The sequence below is a fragment of the Solwaraspora sp. WMMD406 genome, assembly GCF_029626025.1.
Taxonomy (GTDB): domain Bacteria; phylum Actinomycetota; class Actinomycetes; order Mycobacteriales; family Micromonosporaceae; genus Micromonospora_E.
The window spans coordinates 2252518-2273539 of the sequence record NZ_JARUBF010000001.1; the positions used below are offsets into that span (position 1 = coordinate 2252518).

The 21022-nt window shown below is 71.8% G+C and carries 13 protein-coding genes and 1 tRNA gene; 4 read left to right on the plus strand and 10 right to left on the minus strand.

What is annotated here, in order from left to right; genetic code table 11:
* The first annotated feature begins 16 nt into the window (after positions 1-16).
* Positions 17-1375: an IS4 family transposase gene (locus O7632_RS10375; RefSeq protein WP_278112971.1), complete on the plus strand. Its 1359-nt coding sequence runs from the start codon at positions 17-19 to the stop codon at positions 1373-1375.
* Positions 1376-1388: 13 nt separating this feature from the next.
* On the opposite strand, the gene O7632_RS10380 is transcribed toward O7632_RS10375, so the two are convergent.
* Complete coding sequence (locus tag O7632_RS10380; protein ID WP_278119956.1) at positions 1389-2435, minus strand: three-Cys-motif partner protein TcmP; 1047 nt, start codon at positions 2433-2435, stop codon at positions 1389-1391.
* Between the two features lie 435 nt (positions 2436-2870).
* Here O7632_RS10380 and O7632_RS10385 point away from each other — a divergent pair, with 435 nt between their 5' ends.
* Positions 2871-3053 (plus strand): hypothetical protein, encoded by a 183-nt coding sequence (locus O7632_RS10385; RefSeq protein ID WP_278113523.1) that lies wholly within the window; start codon positions 2871-2873, stop codon positions 3051-3053.
* Positions 3050-3418 carry a hypothetical protein gene (locus O7632_RS10390; RefSeq protein WP_278113524.1) on the plus strand — a complete coding sequence of 123 codons (369 nt, stop codon included), beginning with the start codon at positions 3050-3052 and terminating at the stop codon, positions 3416-3418. Before O7632_RS10385 ends, O7632_RS10390 begins: the two co-directional genes overlap by 4 nt.
* 174 nt (positions 3419-3592) lie before the next feature.
* Here the strand turns inward: O7632_RS10390 and O7632_RS10395 are convergent.
* Positions 3593-3665, minus strand: a tRNA-Arg gene (locus tag O7632_RS10395).
* A 194-nt stretch (positions 3666-3859) separates the two neighbouring features.
* Complete coding sequence (locus O7632_RS10400; RefSeq protein WP_278113526.1) at positions 3860-4369, minus strand: DUF1707 domain-containing protein; 510 nt, start codon at positions 4367-4369, stop codon at positions 3860-3862.
* 212 nt (positions 4370-4581) lie between these two features.
* Between O7632_RS10400 and O7632_RS10405 the strand changes: the two genes are divergently transcribed.
* Positions 4582-5343 carry a TetR/AcrR family transcriptional regulator gene (locus O7632_RS10405; protein ID WP_278113528.1) on the plus strand — a complete coding sequence of 254 codons (762 nt, stop codon included), beginning with the start codon at positions 4582-4584 and terminating at the stop codon, positions 5341-5343.
* A gap of 109 nt (positions 5344-5452) precedes the next feature.
* On the opposite strand, the gene O7632_RS10410 is transcribed toward O7632_RS10405, so the two are convergent.
* From O7632_RS10410 to O7632_RS10440, 7 genes are all read right to left on the minus strand, one after another.
* Positions 5453-5626 (minus strand): hypothetical protein, encoded by a 174-nt coding sequence (locus O7632_RS10410; protein WP_278113530.1) that lies wholly within the window; start codon positions 5624-5626, stop codon positions 5453-5455.
* 371 nt (positions 5627-5997) lie between these two features.
* Positions 5998-7572: an MFS transporter gene (locus O7632_RS10415; RefSeq protein ID WP_278113532.1), complete on the minus strand. Its 1575-nt coding sequence runs from the start codon at positions 7570-7572 to the stop codon at positions 5998-6000.
* Positions 7569-8336, minus strand: coding sequence for a 4'-phosphopantetheinyl transferase superfamily protein (locus tag O7632_RS10420; RefSeq protein WP_278113534.1), 768 nt, complete (start codon positions 8334-8336; stop codon positions 7569-7571). Before O7632_RS10420 ends, O7632_RS10415 begins: the two co-directional genes overlap by 4 nt.
* Positions 8333-10105 carry an acyl-CoA dehydrogenase family protein gene (locus O7632_RS10425; RefSeq protein WP_278113537.1) on the minus strand — a complete coding sequence of 591 codons (1773 nt, stop codon included), beginning with the start codon at positions 10103-10105 and terminating at the stop codon, positions 8333-8335. Before O7632_RS10425 ends, O7632_RS10420 begins: the two co-directional genes overlap by 4 nt.
* A complete protein-coding gene (locus O7632_RS10430; protein WP_278113539.1) occupies positions 10102-11868 on the minus strand; it encodes an acyl-CoA dehydrogenase family protein in 1767 nt (588 codons plus the stop codon). Before O7632_RS10430 ends, O7632_RS10425 begins: the two co-directional genes overlap by 4 nt.
* The gene (locus tag O7632_RS10435; RefSeq protein ID WP_278113541.1) at positions 11865-13541 is read right to left on the minus strand and encodes a PfaD family polyunsaturated fatty acid/polyketide biosynthesis protein; all 1677 of its coding nucleotides are present in this window, start codon (positions 13539-13541) and stop codon (positions 11865-11867) included. Before O7632_RS10435 ends, O7632_RS10430 begins: the two co-directional genes overlap by 4 nt.
* A gap of 7 nt (positions 13542-13548) precedes the next feature.
* Positions 13549-21003: a beta-ketoacyl synthase N-terminal-like domain-containing protein gene (locus tag O7632_RS10440; RefSeq protein ID WP_278113542.1), complete on the minus strand. Its 7455-nt coding sequence runs from the start codon at positions 21001-21003 to the stop codon at positions 13549-13551.
* Between the last annotated feature and the right edge of the window lie 19 nt (positions 21004-21022).

A 21022-nucleotide genomic window follows, 5' to 3' on the forward strand; every position in this document is an offset into this window, starting at 1 on the left:
GACCAGGAACTCCGCTTTGGTCGATCAGATTGCCATAACTCGGACGGTGCGGGTAGCCGCAGGTGTGTTCGCGCCGGGTCATCTGGGTGAGTTGACCCAGTTCCTGCCCTTCGAGATGGTCGATGAGGTCCTTGCCGCGACCCGTCGTACCCAGCAGCGGATCCGGCTACTCCCGGCCCGGGTCGTGGTCTACCTCGTCCTCGCAGGCTGCTTGTTCGCCGAACTCGGCTACGGGCAGGTGTGGCGGAAACTGACCGCCGGTCTGACCGGGCTGGATCTGACCGAACCGGCCTCAGGCACGTTACGGGAGGCGCGTCAGCGGCTCGGGTCGACGCCGTTGCGGGCCCTGTTCGATCTGCTGCGCGGCCCGGCGGTCACCACGGCGACGCACGCCGTGCGGTGGCGGGGCCTGCTGGTGACAGCGATCGACGGGACCACGATGTCGGTCGCCGACGCCGAGGCGGTCCGGGTCCGTTACCGCAAACAACGGGGTAACCACGGCGGCGCGGGCTACCCGGCACTACGGCTGAGTGTCCTGCTGACCTGCGGCACCCGCTCGATCATCGACGCCGTGTTCGCTCCACTCGGCACCAGCGAACTCGACCAGGCCCGCTCCCTGGCCCGGAGCCTGGCCGCCGGGATGCTGCTGTTGGCCGACCGTAACTACGCCGCCGCCGACCTCATCCAGACACTCGCCGCCACCAGGGCCGACCTGCTGATCCGCTGCAAGAACGGCCGCCGCCTGCCGGTGATCCGCCGGTACCACGACGGATCCTGGCTGTCGACCATCGGCACGGTACGGGTGCGGGTCGTGGACGCTGAGATCAGCGTCCAGACCATCGACGGCGTCCGCACGGGCGGCTACCGGCTGATCACCACCCTGCTCGACCCACGCACCCACCCGGCCGGCGAACTGATAAAGCTGTACCACCGCCGGTGGGAGGTCGAAACCGCCTACCTGGAGATCAAATCCAGCATCCTCGGCGGCCGGGTCCTGCGCGCGCGTACTCCCGACGGCATCGACCAGGAGGTCTACGCCCTGCTGGTCGTCTACCAGATCCTGCGTAACGCCATGACCGACGCCACCGACAGCCGGCCCGGCACCGGCCCTGACCGGGCCAGCTTCACCACCGCCCTGAACGCCGCCCGCGACCAGGTCACCCACGCCGCCGGCGTCCTCGCCGACACCGTCATCGACCTGGTCGGCGCCATCGGTCGTGCGGTTCTGGCCCACCTGCTACCTGAGCGTCGGATCCGGGTGAAGACCCGCATGATCAAACGCTCGAACTCCAAGTACCAAGCCCGCGGACCCAACGTAGACCGACGCAGCTACAAAGCCACCATAGCCATCGATATAATCACAAACACTTGCTAACCATCCACCCGCCCTAACCGAGCGGCGTTGGGTCTAGTACGGGCTTGACCTGGCTCTCCTTGTAGACCGTCCGGTACAACGCGAACCGGCGAAGATCGCTGACGCTGGCCGTCTGCTCCGGCTCGCCGCGCAGGTGCTCCAGCAACTCTCGTCGCAGTGGAGCGGTTACGGGCTCGAGCTCAATGTCGAGAAGCTGCTGGTCGGGGTCGGCGGGGTCGCGGTACTGCACGCCGTGAACCGGGTCGACCTCCCACATCGCCTCCTTCATCTTCTGCAGGCCACGCACGTGCGTCGTGCCGAAGATCAGAAACAGGGAGTGTCCACGGGTGTTGACAAGCTCAAACGTCAGCACGAACGGGAACCCCACCTCCTGCAACACTGAGCGGTACTTGGCCACCACCCACTCCGCCTTGGCGGAATCGGGCTGCTCAGCAACCCGGCGCCAGTCAGGGTCGCCAAACACGGTGTCGCCGTGCCGGACCCTCTCTGAGCCGGCGAACCGGGCGAAATACTGCGGCTCGAAGGTGATGATCACCTCGCTAGAGGGATTCAGCGCGATCCTGCGCACGAGGTCGAGCTTGACGCTGCCGCCAAACGTGTCGAGCACAACGAGCATCGGCCGCCCCCACGCGTTGCGTCTCGTGAGCAAGTCGACGAGCGTTGGGTCGTAGTCACCCGTCGCGACTGCCAAGTCGATCCCGTACCGGGCCAGATCGTTAAGCGGGACGGGCGTTGCCGCATGTTCGAGCTCTTGGCGCAGACGCTCGGCTCGCTTGTTGTTCTGCTCGACGAACAGGAAGCGCAAATCACGTGCACGCGTGCGGATCAGCGGGTCCCCGATCAGGGTCTTCAGCGCGATGACAGGCGAACCTGGCTCGCCACCGGTGTACACACCGGGGCCTGCGAATCCCTCGGCGTATGTAACGTCGCCCTTCCAGCTGTGGACCATGATCGGCATCCACTTGCTGAGATACTGCTTGTAGACTTGGTGCTTGGCGAGCGTATGCGGAGACGCCTCCCAGATGACCTTGTCGTCCCCCAGCGAACCCCCCTGGGCCATCCTCACCTCCACGCTCCTCATCGCACTCATTGCTACCCTACCGACCGAGAGCGTGCGCTCGCCGCCCTCGGGAAGTGTGGCGGACCCATGATGGGGGCACATGCCACCGGCCAGGATCCAAGCCTGCGCCGGTCGCCGGTCAACCTGGTCGCTCACCTGTGTTGCCGGGGGGTTCTCGGGGGGCGATTCAAAATCAAATAGGTGAGCATCGATGTCCTGCCAGGGTTGCTGCTGGTCAGGGCCTAGCGTTGGTGCCCCCGGCAGGATTCGAACCTGCGACACACGGTTTAGGAAGGCGACTCAGCGGAGCCGGCCGGCATGGCTGCCACCAGGCGCAACAGGTCGACCGGCCGGGGCAGTCGGGTACTCCGTTGCACGTACTCTGCACGCCAGCGGCGGGACCCGGCAGGGGGCATCCGGTAGTAGGATCGGCGTGTGAAGCCCGACGAGACCACTCCCGAGCCGCTGACGGCAGCGCAGCGCTTAGCGGCTGCCCTGGGTAAGCCGCTGCCGCTGCCGCTGAGCGCGGATGAGCTCGCGGAGCTGGAAGCCGCGCAGGACCGTGCGGACGCCGACGCTGAGCTGATCTGGGGCGTACGGGGGCAGGCAGCGGCGTGAGGCTACGCCCGCCACGGGTCTTCGACAGCACGGCACTGATTGATCTCTTTCACGGCTACCGGGAGCTTGGCGAGCTCCTCGAACAGGCCGAGTCCGGCTGGCTGCAGATCCTGCTACCCACGACCGCGATCGCTGAGGCCGAAGAGACGTTGACCGCCGGCCGGAGCGGCTGGGAAGGCATCCTGCTGACGCAGGGAGTACAGTCGCTGCCGCTGACCGAGCACACTGCTATCGAGATCGGTGGCTGGCCAGGAAGTCTGCCCGCTCGGCACGTCGTGCACGAGGCGGCGGCGGTACGCGGTGTCGTGGTGACTCGCTCGCCGGGCACCTACAGCGGCCTACGCGTTCCGCTACTGGTGGTGTGAGCGGGAGGCTGCTGCCTTTGCGCCTACAAGTGGTCGCGGCGGTTGGCCGGTGCTGTATGGGTTGCAGGGCAGGCGACAAACGGCGGCTTGCGGTGGCATCCGGCTTGCATCCTGTGGATCATCGACGGATCTGCGTACGTGCTGTTCGGCTGGCGTTTTCGCTGATCTCTGGGGTGCCCCCGGCAGGATTCGAACCTGCGACACACGGTTTAGGAAACCGATGCTCTATCCCCTGAGCTACGAGGGCGCGAGGGCGCAGTCTACCGGCCAGCGCGTCGGCTCGGGACGGCCGGGGGTCGCTGGCGTGTCCGTCCGGGCGACACCGCTCGGGGCAGCCCGGAACGGCGTGGAGCGGGACCACCCCGGGCAAGTCCCACAGTGATCCCGCCAATTGTCTGCGTGTCAGCGGACTGCCCGGTGACAGCGCGTACCGCCTTGGGTTCAGCTGGTCGGTCGGCCGGCGGCCTGGTTGCGGGCGACCAGGGTCACCGGTACGGCGTGCCCGAGTACGCCGATGCCCCAGCCGAGGATCGGCCAGACCGGCCACGGGTACCACGCACCCGCCGTCAGGCCGATGACCAGCCAGAGGGCGATCATGAACACCGAGGCGGCGAGGTAGACGCCGACGTGGATCCGTACTCCCAGCATGGCGGCCCGGGACAGCTTGGCGCGGCGCTTGTCTCGGTTGATCCGCTGCAGCAGCTCCGGCGGCAGGTCCCGGGTGAGGGCGTCGAGGTCGGCGCGGTCGCGGGCCAGCTCCGCCCGGTGGCTGCGCTCCTCGAACTCGGCGAGGGTCAGGTAGTCGGCGCTGACCGCCTCGCTGAGCAGCGAGATGGTGCGGTCCCGTTCGGGCCGGCCGATGCGACGGTCGCCGGGGTTGGTGTCGACTGCCGACCGCGTCGACCCGCCGGTCACGTCCGGGCTCCGCCGGGTGCCGGATTCGATGGTCATGGCTGGTACCTCCAGAGAAGGGCGGGTGGGACCGGCGGGGCCGCAGCTCGGTCGACCTGATGGGAGTTGATGCGAATGGGACCCGGTGTAACGGGACTCGATGTAAACGTACTCTTACATAGCTAGAATAGTCTCCGATCGGCCCGCGCGCCACCTTGTCAAGCAACTCCGGCTACCTGACCTCGTCGAGGCCCGCGTGCAGGTGAGGCGGCATGTTAGGGTACGTCAACATGGGGGATCGGGAAGCGGCAGCGGCTGATCGGGACGTGGTAGCCGATCAAGGCCTGGCAGCCGATCAGGATGCTGCGGCGTCGGACGCCAGCGGCTCGAAGGCCGGCGCGACCCGCAGCCGGTATCACCACGGCAACCTTCGGCAGGCGCTGCTGGACGCGGCCGTCGAACTGATCGCCAGGAACGGTGTACAAGGGTTCAGCCTCAGCGCCGCCGCGCGCGCCGCCGGGGTGAGCACCGCCGCCCCGTACCGGCACTTCGCCACCAAGGAGGCCCTGCTCGCCGCCGTGGTGGAACACGGCTGGGAGCAGTTCGCGGCGACTTTACGCCGCGCCGCGCAGCGGCACCCCGACGACCCGTTGGCCCGGCTGGCCGCCCTCGGCCGCCGCTACATCGAGTTCGCGGTCACCCGACCGGCGGTCTTCCGGCTGCTCTTCGGCGAACGGGAACGGGATAGGCTGCGCTCCGCCGCCGGCCTGACCACCTTCGCCACCCTGCAGGACTGCGTACGGCAGGCCCGAGAGCAAGGCCAGATCCAGCCCCGCCTCGACGATCGCGCGGTCGCCCACGCCGCCTGGGGGATCGTGCACGGGCTGGCCACCCTGTACCTCGACGACGTACTGGCGGTCACCGAACCGGACGCCTCACCGTACGAGATCGGTGACGCCGCCATCGAACTGTTCGTCGACGGCCTGCGGGTCCGCCGACCAGCACACTCGGCACCGGGCACCGGCGGCGACTGACAGCCCCGGTGCCCTGCGGCCTGACCGCGGCGATTCGCGCTGGTCAGCGCCGGCTGCGTCCGACCGTATCCAGCCCCCCGGGACCGGTCGGACCTGTTGAGTCGGAGCGTTACCGCTCCGGTGCCGGCGTGGACGTCGACCGCTTGTCATCGGTCGCGCCGGCTTTCTGCCGCGAGTCGAGCGCACCTGTCGTCCGCGCGACCAGCCGCTCGGTCATGCCATCCGGCATCTTGCCGATCAGCTCTTTGAGTCGTTCCGACGTTTCACGAAGTTCGTCGTCCATGTGGTCCATCGTTCTACTACCCTCCGGATCGGACCCTCACCTCCGGATCGAAACCTCCCTCCTTCTCCCGCGCGTGCTCCGCTGAACGACCGCTTGGCCGCCGCTGGCCGCCGCGATGTCCGCCGGTGCTACCAGTTACTGACGGTCCACGACGTGACATCAGACTACGGCCGCGTATCGGCGCTGCTCAAGCGCTGCTCAACTGCTGGTCACCGATGCGTACGGTGATCTTCGCAGGCTACGGACCAGCCGCTCGGAGACGCGTGGTCGAACACGTACCCCGAATTCTCGGTGGGTGCCGGGCCGTGCCGGGGCGGGCGGGCATGCCAGGCCCGGCACGGCCCGGCCGGACCCGGCACCCACCGTCGACGTCACACCCGAGCCGGGTCGGCGTCCCGCGAGGCGGAACCGGCCCCGGAACCGGCCCCGGAGCCGTCCGACGCGCCACCCGCGTCGCCCGCGTCGCCCGACGCGCCACCCGCGTCGACCGACGCGACGGGCGCCGTACCCGGGTCCGGTGCCGGCACCGGGGCGTCGGCCGCGCCCGCGGTCGAGTCCGCGACCCGCCTCGGCCGGCGGATCAGCGCCCCGGCCAGGGCACCGGCCGCCACCACGGTGGCGCCCACGTACAGGGCCGGGACCAGACCGTCGAAGAAGGCGTCCGGACCGGCGGTCGGATCCGGGCCCACCACGCCGCCGGACTGCAGGAACACCGTGGCAAGTACGGCGATGCCGAGCGCGCCACCGACTTCCCGGATCGTGCTGTTGGCCCCGGACGCCTTACCGTGCTCGTCGTCGTGCACCGCGCCCAGCACCGTGGCCGAGTTGGGGGCGAAAGTGAGCCCCATGCCGGTTCCGGCGACCACCATCGCCGGGATCAGGGCCACGTACTCGCGGCCCGGGTCGGCCAGTGCGCCGATCCAGAACAGCCCGATCGCCTGCAGCGCGAGTCCGACGGCCATCAGCGGCCCGCCACCGACCCGGCTGGTCAGCACCCCGGCCACCGGGGCGAGGAACATCGGCATCAGGGTCCAGGGCAGCGTCCGTACCCCCGCCTCCAGCGGCGAGAAGCCCAGCGGTCCCTGCAGATACTGCACCAGCAGGAAGATCGAACCGAAGACACCGAAGTACATCGTCAGCGACACCAGGTTGCTCAGCACGAACGGCCGACTGCGGTAGAAGGTCAACGGCAGGAGCGGATCGGGGGTACGCCGTTCCCAGGCCACGAATCCGATCAGCAGCACCGCCGCCGCGCCGAACGCGCCCAGGACCTCGGGGCTGGTCCAGCCGCGCCCCTCGGCCTCGACGATCGCCCACACCGCGACGGTCACCGCACCGCCACCGAGCAGCATGCCCAACAGGTCCAGCCCTTTGCCGGTGCCCCGGCCCTCGCCGAGCGCCCAGTAGGCCAGCCCGATCGCGGCCAGCCCGATCGGCACGTTGACCCAGAACACCCACTGCCAGTTGAGGCCTTCGGTGACCGCCCCGCCGACCAGCGGGCCGATCGCCACGGCGGTGCCGGCGACGGCGCCCCACAGCCCGACGGCCAGGTTGCGCTTGGCGCGCGGCACCCCGGCGGCGAGCAGCGTCAACGACAGCGGGAAGACCGCCGCCGCGCCGACCCCCTGCACCACCCGGGCGGCGATCAGCAGTTCGGTCGTCTCGGCCAGGGCACAGGCCGCCGACGCAGCCACGAAGACCAGGATGCCGCCGACGAACACCCGCCGCCGGCCGAGCCGGTCACCGAGCGCCGCCGCCGACAGCTGCAGGCCGGCGAAGGCCAGGACGTACGCGTTCACCACCCATTGCAGCTCGTTGAGACCGGCCCCGAGATCTTTGCCCATCTCTGGCAGCGCGTTGGTGACCACCAGATTGTTGAGGGCCACCAGGAACATGGGGATGGAACTGGCCACGATGGTGACCGCGAGACCACGACGTGGGCTCATCGGATGACTCCTTCCGGGAGGTGTCGCACAGACAGCGGGTAGGGGACCGGCGCGGGCCGGCGGACGGCGACGGCCAGGGTGTGGCCGGTGTCCAGACGCTCAAGATGGAACTGCCAGCGGCGTCCCCGGGTCACGGGTAGCCGTGGATCGTGCACCGCGACGGGTCCGCCCGGCGCGCCGTGGACCTCGAAGCGGCCGAAGCCGTAGTGCAGGCCGACCCCGATCGCCTTGGTGTAGGCCTCCTTCACCGCCCAGACGTCCACGATGGCCGACGCCTGGTCGTGCGGGTCCAGGTCGGCCAGCCGGGCCTGTTCCCGCTCGGTCAGGGCCGACCGCAGACCCGGCAGCGTCTCCGGACGCAGCGGACCCTGTACGTCGACACCGCAGGGCACTCCCCGGGTGACCACGCAGGCGATCAGTCCCCCGGTGTGCGAGACGTTGAACCGCAGCCCCCACGGGTTGGGCGACAGTTCCGGGCGGCCGTACGGGCCGGTGACGAACGAGAGCGCGCCGGGACGCACCCCGGCGTGCCGGGCCAGCAGCAGCCGGCTCATCAGCCGGCCGCCGAGCCGGCGGCGGCGCGCCCCCGGCGTGGCCAGCCGGCCGATGCGCGCCAGCTCGTCGGCGGACAGCACCTCCGCCGGCGGTACGTCCGCAGCCAGCCGGGGCACCGCCGACTCGGCTAACAGCCAGACCTGCGCCCCGACCAGGTCGGGCACCCCCTCGGCGGTGTCCGGTGCGGGCCCGGCGGTGAGGACACTCATCGCCGTTCACCGGAGGCGCGGAGCTGGAACTGCCAGAACGAGAAGAGCCGACGCTCGTCGTGCAGTCCCCGCAGGATCTCCACCACCCGGTCGACCACTGCGGCGTCGGTGGCCGGCCGGACCGGGTCGAACCGCCGCCACGCCCGGTCCAGGCACATCAGCAGCAGCGCGCCGTCCGGGAACGGCTCGGCCAGCACCCCGGCCGAGCGGGTGAACAGGTGCACCGTCGCGGCGGCGGCGTGGATCGCGCAGTACTGCTCGGCCAGCCGGAACAGTTCCGCCGTACCGGCGAAGCCCCGCCCGTGTTCGGCGCGCAGCCGGGCCACCTCGGAGTCGATCCGCTCCAGCTGCTCGTACAGTGCCTCGGCCACGTCGGCGGCCCGGAACATCCAGTCTCGCTGTCGCTGGTCGGGGCGGGCCTCGGCCTGCGCGCGCAGCAGCCGGACCGAGTCCGGCAGCAGCAGTACGGTGTCGTCGCCGCCCCGGCTGAACAGCTGCTGCCGTTCGGGCCGCCACCGGGGCAGCTCACCGTCCAGGTCGTACTGCAGCTCGATCCGGGCGGTGGCGTCGGCGGAGACCGGGCCCCGTACCGTTGTGAGGATGCCCTCCAGCTGCAGGGCGATGTTCTTCAGGTTCACCACCGTGTTGCCGTCGGCGAAGATCGCCACCAGCATGTCCCGCAGCATTTTCTGGTAGATGCCGTAGTGCGGGTGCCCGCGCAGGTAGAGTCGGGCGCCGAGGACCACCGACAGCTGGGCCATCATCCGTTCCAGCGACGTCGGCACGTAGTACTTGACCACCGAGGAGAAGACGCTGGTCTGCCCGGGGTTGGCCTGCAACCCCCGGACCGCGCCGGCGCTGACGCAGTCGGCGACGATCATGTCCGCGAAGCACTCGGCGAGCTGACGCCGGGTGTACGGCACGTCGATGACCTTCTCCCCGAAGATGACTCGTTCGGTGACGAAGTCCAGGGTCACCCGCATCGCGGTGTCCACCGCGCCGAGCGCCATGCTGCTGATCGTCGTCCGGGCCACCTGGGCGCTCTTGAGCGCCAGCTCCAGGCCCTGGCCCTCGGCGCCGAGCCGGGCCGAGTCGGGGACGAAGAGCTTGTCCAACCGGATGCCGCTCATGTCCAGCGCCCGCAGCCCGTGCAGCCGTTCGTTGGGCAGCTCCACCACCGCGCCGGCCGGGGCCTTGCGCTTCTCCACCGCGAAGATGGACCAGCCGCCCGGCCCGCCCCGTTCACTGGTACGGGCCTGCACGCTCACCACGTCGGCGATGGTGGCGTTGCCGATCAGCCATTTCTCACCGGTCAGCAGATATCCGCCGTCGACTCGTTCGGCACGCATCTCGTTGCTGAGCACGTCGCTGCCGTGTTCCCGCTCGGACAACCCCCACGCCATCCGGGTGCCGTGGTTCACAGCGTCGACGAAGTACCGCTTCTGCTCGTCCGTGCCGGCGACCCAGGCCGGCATGAACGCCAGATCGGTCAGCATCAGCGCGGTCGCCGTGGTCGGGTCGCGGCGCGCCACCAGCCGCAGCAGGTTGAAACCGACCTGGACGTCGCCGGCCCGGCCGCCGTACTCGGCCGGTAGGCAGTACTCGTGGAGCTGCCAGCGCTGCAGCAGACCGACCAGCTCGTGCGGGAACTCCTCGCGTTCGTCGAAGCCCAGCACCCTGGCGAAGGACATCTGGTTCGACGGATCGTGGGGGTCCCCGAGATAGCGTTCCAGCTCTTCGGCGACCGCGATCTGGTTCTTGACGCTCACGGGACGCGCCCCTTTCTCGTGTCGGCACGGTCGTGTTCGGCCAACGGCAGCGCGGTCACGGACAACAGCCGCCCGTCGGCGTGCAACCGGTCCAGCGACCGGTACATCGGTTCCACCAGGTCGGCCGGCAGCCGCCAGACGCCGCCCTCGGCCCGGGCCAGCAGGACGCTGACCGTCGCGGCCAGCCAGGCCGGGTCGGCGGCGTCGCCGGCCAGCAGCGGCTGTCGGCGGTTGGCCCACCACAGGTGTACGCAGCTCGCCGCGGCGTGCAGGAAGCAGAACCGTTCCGCCTCCTCCAGCAGATCCGGTGCGGCCCCGCCCCGGCGCCGCTCCAGCAGCCCACCGATCCGGCCCAGGTGACTGGTCAGCGCGGTGCGCAGCCGGGCGACGGCCTGCGCGGCGGCGTCGGCGAGCGGGCCGCCGCCGCGCAGTTCGGCGCGGACCCGGTCGGCGACCAGCGGCAGTCCGCCGGTGACCGGGTCGCTGCGGCTGGCCACCGCCAACGCGTCGAGCCGGGCCGGCGGCGGCGTCGTCGACAGGTCGAACAACCCAGCTGTGTCTAGACTGGAGCCGGGTTGGCCGGTCAGCGCCCACTGGGTCAGCGCGGTGGCGACCAGCCGCAGGTTCGCCACCGGCCCGGTGTCGATGTGCCGGACCACCGCGTTGTCCCGACGGAAGGTGTCGAAGGCCGCCGCGAAACCCTCGCGGAGCAGGGCGTGGGTGCCGAGCAGGTCGCCACAGCGGCCGAAGACGTCCGCCGAGCCGTCCGTGCAGACCTGCTTGACCACACTGGACCACAGGCCCTGCGCCTGCGGTGCCAGGTGCAGCGCCCGCGCCGCGCCGAGCGCGCCGGCCTCCATCGCCAGCAGCGTGGTGGCGGCGGTGGCGAGCTGCCGGCGGGTGTGCGCCAGGCCCGACATCGGCTGGTCGGCCACCCGGTGGCTGGCGGCGAAGTCCAGCGCCCAGCGCAGCGCCGAGTCGGCGGCGGCCAGGCTCGCCCCGGTGCTCATCACCCGTACGTACTGCATGGCCCGCATCGCCACGTCCAGACCGCGTCCGACCCGCCCCACCAGGGCGTGCGCCGGGACCGGGGTGCCGGCGAAGTCGAAGCCGGTCAGGCCGATGCCGCGCATCCCACTGCTCGGCCGGACCTCGGTACGGCCGGCGGCGACCAGCGGCCCTTCCACCAGCACCAGGGTGAACGCCCCCGGACCCCGGCCCCCGGTACGGGCGCAGACCAGCAGCGCCTCCGCGCGCTCACCGAGCCCGACCAGCCACTTGGCTCCCCAGAGCCGGTAGCCGCCGGCCCCGTCCGGCTCCAGCCGGCAGCCGTTGGCCAGCAGATCACTGCCGTGTTCCGCCTCGGTCGTGGCGAAACCGATCGCGCCGCCGCGTTCCAGCAGCTCCACCACCCGGGCCCGCTGGTCGGCGTCACCGGCGAGCAGGACGCAGGTGGCGGCGGTGATGCTGAACATCGTCGCCGGCATCACCGTCAGGTCCCGCCGGGCGGCCACCCGTACCGTCATCAGGGTTTCGTCGGCGGCGCGCAGCGTGCCGCCGTCGGCCACCGGCACGTACGACCGGCGCAGCGCCGGGCCGACGGCGTCGGCCAGCGCGGCGGGAAACGCGGCGGCTTCGTCGCGGGTCAGCGCCGCGTGGAAACCGTACGGGTTGCGCTCGTCGACGGGGTCGCCGAGCGACCGGTCCAGTTCGGCCGCCGCCGCGAACCGGGTCAGCGGCCCGGCCGCCAACACGCTGGTCACGACACACTCCCCGGCTGGTACGCGCGCACCGACACCGGCAGCCGGATCCCGGCCAGCGTCAGCTGCTGCACGCGGCTGGTGAACGCCGCCCCGCGCATCAGCTCTCCCGCCACCCGGGCCACCCGGCGGTTGCCCGGTTCGGCGAGGTCGGTGCCGGCCACCCACTCGTTGAAGGCGCCCATCGCCGGCCCGCACCACACCTGGAAGTCCGGTGCCCGGTCGGCCTGGCCGACGCTGGCCCAGCGCGACGCCATCCCGAGGTACCAGCGGAAGACCAGCGCCATCTTGCGGCGCGGCTCCCGGCCGGCCCGCTCCAACTGATCCGGGTCCCGGCGGGCGAAGTACTCCCGCACGTCGGACCAGACGTCGTCCAGCGACCGGCGGAAGACCTGGGTCTCCAGCCGGGTACGTTCCTGCGCGGGAAGCGCCTCGATGCCGTCGTAGAGCTTGTACAGCTCGTAGAGGCGACGGGCCCGCATCGGGAACAGCGTTCCCTTGCGCAGCACCTGCAGGTCCACGCCGAGTTCGAACATGTCGGCCGCCGGGGCCATGTCGCAGTCGGCCACCCCGGCGGCGGCGAGCATCGTGCGGACCGCGTCGGAGGTGCCCGACTCGACGCACGCCTGGTGCACCGAGCCGATCGCCACGTAGTCGGCGCCGAGCCCGTACGCGGCGGCGATCGAGGCCGGCGTGCCCAGCCCGCCGGCCGCCCCGACCCGCACCGGGTAGCCGAGCCGGCGCTGGGCCTGTTCGCGCAGGGCGGCGATGACCGGGAAGAGGGCGATCAGCGGTCGGCGGTCGGTGTGTCCGCCGGAGTCGCCCTCGACCGTGATGTCGTCGGCCATCGGCACCAGCCGGGCCAGCTCCGCCTGCTCGGCGGTGATCGCCCCCCGGGCCAGCAGGTCGGCGACCATCGACGCGGGGGCGGCGTCGAGGAACTTCGCGGCGACCTCCGGACGGGACACCTTGGCGATGACCCGGTTGCCGACCACGACCCGACCCTGCGGGTCCCGGCCGAGGCCGGCGACGCGGTACCGGACGATGTGCGGGGTGAGGTCCATGAACGCCGACGCCTCCACGCAGCGCACCCCGTGGGTGAGGAACAGGTCCACCCCGGCGTGTTCGAGCCGTTCCTCACTGGGGGCGTGGATCAGGTTCACCGCGTACGGCAGCTGCCCGATCTCGGTGCGGAAGCGCCGCAGCGCCCGGTCGATGCGTTCCGGCAGCAGCCCGGCGGCGCCGAAGGAGCCGAGGTAGCCGGCCCGGGCGAGCTCGATGACCAGGTCCTCGGAGGCGATCCCGCCGGCCATCGCGCCGCCCATGTAGGCGTAGCGCAGGCCGTGTCGGGCCCGGAACCCGGCGTCCCCGAGACGCTCCGGCGGCAAAGGGCCGACGGCGGCGAGCACCGACGTGGCCGAGGTGGGCTGCTGGTTGGTCACGCCGATCCCGCTGCCGGCGCGGACCACGAAGACCGGCTCGTCGAGCCGGGCCAGGGCGGCCCGGATCCCGGCGGGGTCGACGTGCACCGGCCCGGGTACGACGTGCACCGGTCCGGCTGGCCCGGTCCCGGCCGCCCCGGTGGTGGTGGCGGGAACGGTCGGCTGGACCGTGGTGGTCGGCTGGACCGTGGTGGTCGGCTGGACCGTGGTGGTCGGCTGGACGGTGACGGTCATGGCGTTCTCACTCTCCCCGGCCGGCGGCGGCACCGGACCGAACCTCGACGGCGACATCGGTCAACTCGTAGATGCGCAGACCCGGCTTCCAGACGCTGGCGTCCGCGACGACCAGCAGCCGGTCGGCCTCCCGGCGGATCTCCTTGACGTGCAGGTCGAACGTCATCTCCTCGTCGGGACGCAGGATCTGGCCCCGGTACTTCCAGCCCATCGGTACGTCCACCGGGGAGGCGAACCGGGCGTCCGGGACGTCGTCGGCGAGTCCGGCTTCGATCACGTACGTTTGCAGGCCCTGGATCACCGACTCCACTCCGAGCGAGCCGGGCATCACCGGGTCCCGGTGGAAGTGACAGGTGAAGTACCAGTCGGCCGGATCGATCGTCCGGGTGCCGAGCAGGTAACCCTTGCCGTACCGGCCGCCGTCGGTCACCAGCGTGACCTCGTCGACCAGGTCCAGGTGTCCGCCGCCGAGCCGCAGCCCGCTGCGCGGGTGCGGGGTACGCCAGCGCGCGTCACCGCGTACCGGCAGCCGCCGGACCCGGTCCGGGTCCAGGTCGGCCTGCTCCGCCAACCAGGGCGGAAGGAAGCGGCCGGCGTCCAGCCCCACCTGGTTGGCCAGCGCCGCGTCGGTGAAGTAGCCGAACATCGACTCGCCGACGTAGAAGACCTCGCCGTCGGCGGCCAGTTCGTAGCGGAAGTTCTGCAAGGTGGCGCCGGTGACCGCCTGGCTGGACAGCATCGTGGTGTGCTGCCGGATCGTCTTACCGGCCAGGTCGACGTCCTTGACCAGGGTGGCCTTGCCGTCCAGGTTGCGGATGGCGAACTCGTCGTCCGGGTTGGCCAGCGTCGCGCCCAGGTAGTAGCCGCAGAGGATCGCCGCCTGCAGCGAGGTCTCCATCAGCACGCAGTTCGGCATGTTGCCGGTCGGGCTGTCGGCGTAGTACCACGCCTCCGGCGGCGAGTCGTACTCGGTGACCATCTCGGCGCCCGGCTTGAGCACGCCCCGGGTGCCCTTGAGCGACATGATCCGGTCGACGAACTGGAAGTCGCCGTTGGGGATGTGCGGTGCCCGCCGGTCGGCGTAGATGTCGAACTCCGGGCCCATCGCGGTGCCCAGGTCGCCCTTTGCGGCGTGCGCCAGGTGCAGCTCGTTGATGAACGCGGTCTCGCCGAGGGCGTCGCGCCGGCCGAGGAACTCCGGCACCCCGCCGGGACCCGGCCGGTACGGGGTACCCGGCTTCTCCCGGATCTGCACCCCGAAGTTGCGCATCGCCACCATCGGCTTGTCGCCGACGTAGACGGTCAGGTCGGCGATCACCGTCGGCCGGGGCAGCAGTGTCAATTCGATGATCTCCGCGTGGTAGCGGATCTCGGTGGTCTCCGGGGTGATCTGTCCCCGTACCTTGACCTCGGTCTTGAGACCCGGCACCGACTGGAACTCGGCGTCCGGCAGGACCAGATGCATCCCCAGGTACATCGCGTACGTCTGCAGCAGCTGCACGCCGCCTTCGGCGACCAGCGAACCGGCGAGCACCGGGTCACCGGGGAAGTGGCAGGTGAAGTACCAGCCGTCCGGAACGAGGCGCTTGATCGCGGTCAGCTCACCGAGCCCGCACGGTCCGCCGAGCCGGTCGATCCGGGGGATCTCGTCGATCATGCGCAGCATCGCGGTGGGCAGCCGCAGCGACCGGTTCGCGTCGCCCTGGTCCCAGGCCGGGCCGAAGACCTCGGCGCGGCGGCCCTCGGTCAGCAGCTCCAGGTCCCGGGTGCCAAGCGAGGTGCGCCCGGTACGCGCCAGTGGCTTGAACCAGGTCCGTTTCAACCCGGCGCGGCGCTTGCGGTCGGCGTCGGACTCGACCACCCCGAGGGAGTTGGTCAACTCCGTACGGTTGAAGTAGCCGGCGCAGGCGTCGAGCAGTTCCAGGATCAGCTCGCCGTCGGCGTAGCACTTGTAGCTGAAGAAGAACAGCAGTGCGTCATCGTTCCAGACGAACCGGTTGATCGAGATGTCGTAGCGCAGGGTCTGCCCCTCGCGGGGCAGCGGGCCGTGGAAGACCAGGGTGCTGTCCAGCAGCCGGTAGACCCGCTCACCCTTGTGGTGCAGGTCGATCCCGAGGTAGCTGATCAGCAGCAGGTCGCACTGCCCGGCCTCGATGGTGACCGCGCACGGCACCAGACCGTCCACGCTGTACCAGGAGCCGGCCGGCACGTCGTACTCGGTGGTGATCGTCGACGGTTCGAAGACTCCCCGCCGACCGTCGAGCCGGGTGACCCGGCTGACGAACAGGTACGGCGGCTCGGGCAGCCGGGTCCGCACCGGGTAGCTGTCGATCTCCGCGTACGCCGGGCCGAAGACCTTGGCCACCTGGCCGGAGGCGAACTCCAGCAGGTCGGCCTCGTCCCAGATCGGACGGGCACCACCCGGCGGGGGAGTACCGCCGGCCGGTGGCGGGGTGCCCCCGCCGGCCGAGGGCGCGCCACCGGTCGGGGGCAGAGCGCCGCTGCCCGTACGGGTGGCGACGGTCGCGCCGCCGGTCGAGAGCTCCAGCTGGGTGACGGCGTTGTCGAGGACCGCGTGGTGGGCCCGCAACGCCGCCCGGTGCGCTTCGGCGACCCGGTTGGCCAGTGCGGCCACGGCCGCCACCGGGCTCTGCGTCGGGCGCTGGAGCTGCCCGGCCGACCAGCGTGAATGCAGCCGGTGCGGACCGGTCCGCGCCGGGTGCACCCGGCGTACGGGTCGATTGGCGTCACCGTCGCTCAGCGCCGGTGACGCGGCGGACGACGCGCCGGTCAGCGCGGGTGTCGCGGCCGTCGCGGGCAGGAAGACGAACGGCTCGCCGTCGACGGTGATGATCTCTTCGGGCCAGTGCACAGTGGGATCGGTCATGGCGGGGGGCACCACCTCGGGGGCGTGCGCGACGACGGTGGACGTCTCGCGCTCGATTCGTTCGCGGGTCTCGGCGGCCTGCCGTTGGAGCACGTCGGTGGCCTGCCGTTCGAGCACGTCGGCGGCCCGCCCGGCGACCCGCGCGACGATCGACTCACCGCCGCAGGCGACGGTGCGCACCAGACGGCGACCGCCGGCGGCACCGCCCACCAGTCCGGCACCGCCCACCAGTCGGGTCAGGTCGACCGGCAGACCGTGACTGACCAGCCGGGCCAGCGCCTGGGCGAGCGCGGCGGCCACCGGCTGGCCCCGGCGGTCCACCGAGACCGCCACGTGCGGCTGGTCGGCGAGGGTCTCGCTGATCCAGCGGGTGCAGGTGGCACCGGGACCCACCTCGACGAAGAAGCGGAAACCCCGGTCGTACGCGGTCCGGGTCAGCTGGGCGAAGTCGATGGTGCTGCGCAGCGTCCAGGCGATCCGCTGGGCGATCATCTCCAGGTCGGTCGGGTCGACGACGTCGTTGTCGTACGCGGACAGCAACTCCAGACCGGGGTCGGCGGCACCGGCGACGTACCGGTTCAGCTCGGCCAACTCGGCCAGTCCCGGGTCGACCACCGGGCAGTGCATCACGTGGTTGGCCGGTGCCTTGGCCGCCTGGCAGCCGACCCGCCGGATCAGTTCCTTGACCTGGGCCGGGTCGCCGCCGACCACGACCTCGCGGGGCGTGTTGACGTGGGTGAGGAAGACCCGGTCCAGGCCGGCCATGCCCGCCCGTACCTCCTGCTCGCCGGCGAGCAGGACGTAGCTGGCCCAGACCTCGCCGTCGGGGGTGTCGGCCGACAGCGACCAGGTGTCGCGAACCAGGTGCTTGGGGCCGCGCAGCCGATCCCGGAACAGCGGCGTGGCCGCCAGCTTCGCGTCGTCGCGGGTGGCGGCGGACCAGACGTCCATCGCGAACAGCATGCTGCTCTCACCGAGGCTGTAGCCGAACCCGCCGTGCGGGGCGACGCCGAGCACGTCGCGCAGCAGCTGGGTACGCAGCACCGCCGTGTTGGTGCCGGCGGCCAGCAGGACCGGGATCTCGTCGATCAGTCGTTCCTCGTGGCGCATCAGGTCCCGCCGACCCACCGGCTGCGCGCCGCGCGGGTAGAGCCAGCGGTGCTTGAACCGGTCCCGGGGCCGGTCCGCTTCGGCCTCGAAACGGTCCAGCAGGCCGGGGAAGAGCCGGAACAGATCCCGGTCCACGCCCGGGTAGCTGGTGAACGCGCCGGGGTAGACGAACGCCACCCGCCCGTCCGGGCCGATCGGCCGGCCGGTGCAGAAGCTTCCCGCCGGTGTGGCCCACTCGCCGCCGTCGGCGAACACGCCCGGCAGGTCCCGCTCGGCGGCGTCGAGCTCCCGACGGAGCCGCTCGCCGTCGGCGGCGACCAGCACCGCCGTGTAGCGTCGGCTGCCGCTGTCCGGTGCCGCTGCCCGGATCAGGTCCCACGGGTCGCGGCCCTGCTCCAGCTCGGCCCGGTACCGCCGTACCTGGTCGGTCATGGCAGCCGCGTCGTCGGCGCTGATCGCCAGCAACAGGTGCCCGGTGGCGGCCGGCCAGTCGACCTCGACCTGCGTGCCGACGGTGTCGGCGCCGGCCACGACCAGCTGGGCGGCGGTGTTGGCACCGGCCAACGGTCGAGTGTCCCAGGCCGCGACCGTGGCGATCCGTGGGGTGTCCCGGCGGCGCCGCAGCCACGGCATCGCCTCGGTCGACACCTCCAGCCGGGTGGTCGCCTCCGGCCGCGTGGTCGCCTCCGGCCGTGTGGTCGGCAACCCGGTCAGCGCTTCGCGCAGCGGCACCGGGGTGGCCGGCAGCTCGGCCCGGTGCAGCCAGTAGGCCGTGTTGACCAGCGCGGTCAGCACCGAGGCCTGCTGGGTCTCCCCGACCAGGGCGGCGGCCCCGCCGATCAGGCAGCCGTCGTCGTCTGCCCCGGCCTGCCACGCCGCCGCCAGGTCGGCCAGGACGTCGCCGGCCGGTGCCGAGGCGAGCTCCAGGTAGTCCACCTCCGCGACGTCGCGGCCGGCGGCGGCCAGCCCGGCGCTGCTCGCCGCCGCCACGGCGGCACCGGCACCGGCCGGGTCGCTGGCCACCGCCACCGACTCCACGGTGGCGTAGACCCGGCGACCAGCGGTGTCCTCGGGTCGGGCGACCACGACCACCGCGGCGCTGTCACCCGGCACCGGCGGTGCGGTCGCCCCGGCGGCGGCCAGCGCGGCCCGGGTGAGTACGTTCTCGACCCCCCCGGCCAGGTCGACCCCGCCGACCAGGACCGCCTCCACGGACGGGTCGCGCAGCAGCAACTGAGCGACCTCCAGGGCGCGGGCACCGGAGGTGGCGTCGGCCGCGACGGTGAACGACGGCCCGGTCAGGTTGCGGGAGGAGGAGATCCGGCTGGCCATGATGTTGCCGATGTAGCTGAGCACCTCGTTGGCGCCGATCGGGTCGTGCACCCCGGCGCGCACCGCGTTCTCCAGCCGGGTCAGCGTCTCCTCGTCGACGTCGAGCCCGGCCCGCGCGCACTCCGCGCGGACGTGGGCACCGATGTCGAAGCGGGCCCGGTGGGTGTGGGTACGCGGCTCCATCTCCATCGCGATGACCACCGCGACCCGTCGCTGCGGCAGGTCCTCGGCCCGGACGCCGGCCGGCGGCGGGTCGTAACCGGCGTCGTGCAGGGCCTGCTCGGCCGCCTCGAAGAGCAGCAGGTGCTGCGGGTTGGCGAAGTCGAGTTCCCCCGGCGGGATCCGGTAGGTCCGCGCGTCGACGTCGATCGTCTCGGCGTACCCGCCCCGATCGGCGTGCTCGAGGCTCGTCGCGGCGGCACCGGAGCTCGTCGCGGCGGCCTCCGAGAGCCCGTACCAGCGGTGTTCCGGACGGTCGACCAGCGCCGGGGTGCCGGTGCGGGCGGTGACCGCCCAGTCCGCCAGGTCGGTCGCCGGCCCGGCCCGCAGCCCCAGCCCGATCAGGGCGAGCCGCCCGGTGCCGGACGTCACGCCGGCCGCGGCCCGCTCGGCGGCGCCGCTGTCCGGGTTTCGCTCGGCGGTGCCGCCGGCCGGGCACCGCTCGGCTACCGGGTCGTCGGGGGTCAGCACCGCGTCGCTGGCGGCGTCGGTGGTCAGGATGGCGTGCGCGTTGGTGCCGCCGAAGCCGAACGCGGAGACCGCCGCCACCCGGTGCGCCGGATCCCGGTCGGTGCGCGGGGCCGGCCACGGGCGTTCGGTCCGGACCACCTGGTCGGCGGCGGCGAGCGCGTCGGCGGGCCGCAGCGGCTGCTCCACCCCGGGCGTTGTCGGAAGGACCCCGTGCCGCAGCGCGAGGATCGCCTTGAGCATGCTGGTGAAGCCGGCGACGGTGAGCAGATGCCCCACGTTGCCCTTGACCGACCCCAGCGGCGGCACCCCGCCGCGCTCGGCGAAGAACTCGGCCACCCCGCGTAGCTCGGTCGCGTCGCCGAGCGGGGTGCCGGTGGCGTGACATTCGATGTAGTCGACCTGCCGTGGATCGATGCCGCCGTCCAGGTAGGCGCGGCGGTACGCGGCGATCTGCCCGTCCTTGCGTGGGGTGAGCAGATGCCCGCCCGCCCCGTCGTTGCTCAGCCCGATCGGACCGAGTACGGCGTGGATCGTGTCGCCGTCGCGGCGGGCGTCGGCGAGCCGCTTCAGGACGAAGATCCCGGCACCCTGACCGGTGACGATGCCCGCCGACCGGCCGTCGAAGGGCTGGCTCGTCCCGTTGGCCGGAAAGGCCTGCAGGTCCGAGAAGGACAGGTGGATCAGCAGCGGGTCCGGGGCACAGACCGCCCCGGCCAGCATCACGTCGGCCTGGCCCGTGGCGAGGTAGCCCCGGGCCAGGGCCAACGCGTACAACGCGGAGGAGCAGGCCGCGTCCAGAGTCAGCCGACCGCCGCCGAGGCCGAGCGCCTGGGCGATCACGGTGGCCGGCAGGCCGAACGGCCACAGGTCCGCCGGGTCGGCGCCGGCCGTCTCGACCGGCTCCGACTCCGACAGCCCCAGTGCCGCCTGCGGCCCCGACTCCGACAGCCCCAGACCCGCCTGCCGCAGCCCGGCGGTCACCGCCCGGCGTACCAGCGGCACGCAGGCCCGGACCGACGACTCGGTGGGGAACGCGTAGTTGCCCAGGACGAGACCGGTACGGGCCAGGACCGGCGAGTCCACGCCGATACCGGCGTCGGCCAGCGCCCGGCGGGCGGTGTGCAACGGCCAGCGGACCACCTTGTCCAGCCGGTCCAGCGTCTCCGCCGGGATCCGCAGGCCGGTCAGGTCGATGGTCGGCTCGGTGACGAACCCGCCCCGGGTGGCGGTGACCCGATGCTCCGGGTCACCCCATCCACCGGGAACGGTGGCGTCCGTGCCGAACACCTCGCGGCCACCGGGGCGACGCAGATCCGCCCCGGACCGCAGGTTGGCCCAGAACTGCTCGGGTGTTTCCGCGCCGGGCAGCAGGCAGGAGATCCCGACGATCGCTACGGGTTCCTGACCGGTGCTGGTCCCCGCGACATGCTCTGGCGTGGACATGACTCTCCATCCGCAGGGT

Bases quoted from the DNA above. Each gene is read 5' to 3' on its own strand.
- O7632_RS10380 (WP_278119956.1), bottom strand. From the start codon at position 2,435: ATGGCCCAGGGGGGTTCGCTGGGGGACGACAAGGTCATCTGGGAGGCG.
- O7632_RS10400 (WP_278113526.1), bottom strand. From the start codon at position 4,369: ATGACCATCGAATCCGGCACCCGGCGGAGCCCGGACGTGACCGGCGGG.
- O7632_RS10405 (WP_278113528.1), top strand. From the start codon at position 4,582: ATGTTAGGGTACGTCAACATGGGGGATCGGGAAGCGGCAGCGGCTGAT.
- O7632_RS10410 (WP_278113530.1), bottom strand. From the start codon at position 5,626: ATGGACGACGAACTTCGTGAAACGTCGGAACGACTCAAAGAGCTGATC.
- O7632_RS10415 (WP_278113532.1), bottom strand. From the start codon at position 7,572: ATGAGCCCACGTCGTGGTCTCGCGGTCACCATCGTGGCCAGTTCCATC.
- O7632_RS10420 (WP_278113534.1), bottom strand. From the start codon at position 8,336: ATGAGTGTCCTCACCGCCGGGCCCGCACCGGACACCGCCGAGGGGGTG.
- O7632_RS10435 (WP_278113541.1), bottom strand. From the start codon at position 13,541: ATGACCGTCACCGTCCAGCCGACCACCACGGTCCAGCCGACCACCACG.
- O7632_RS10440 (WP_278113542.1), bottom strand. From the start codon at position 21,003: ATGTCCACGCCAGAGCATGTCGCGGGGACCAGCACCGGTCAGGAACCC.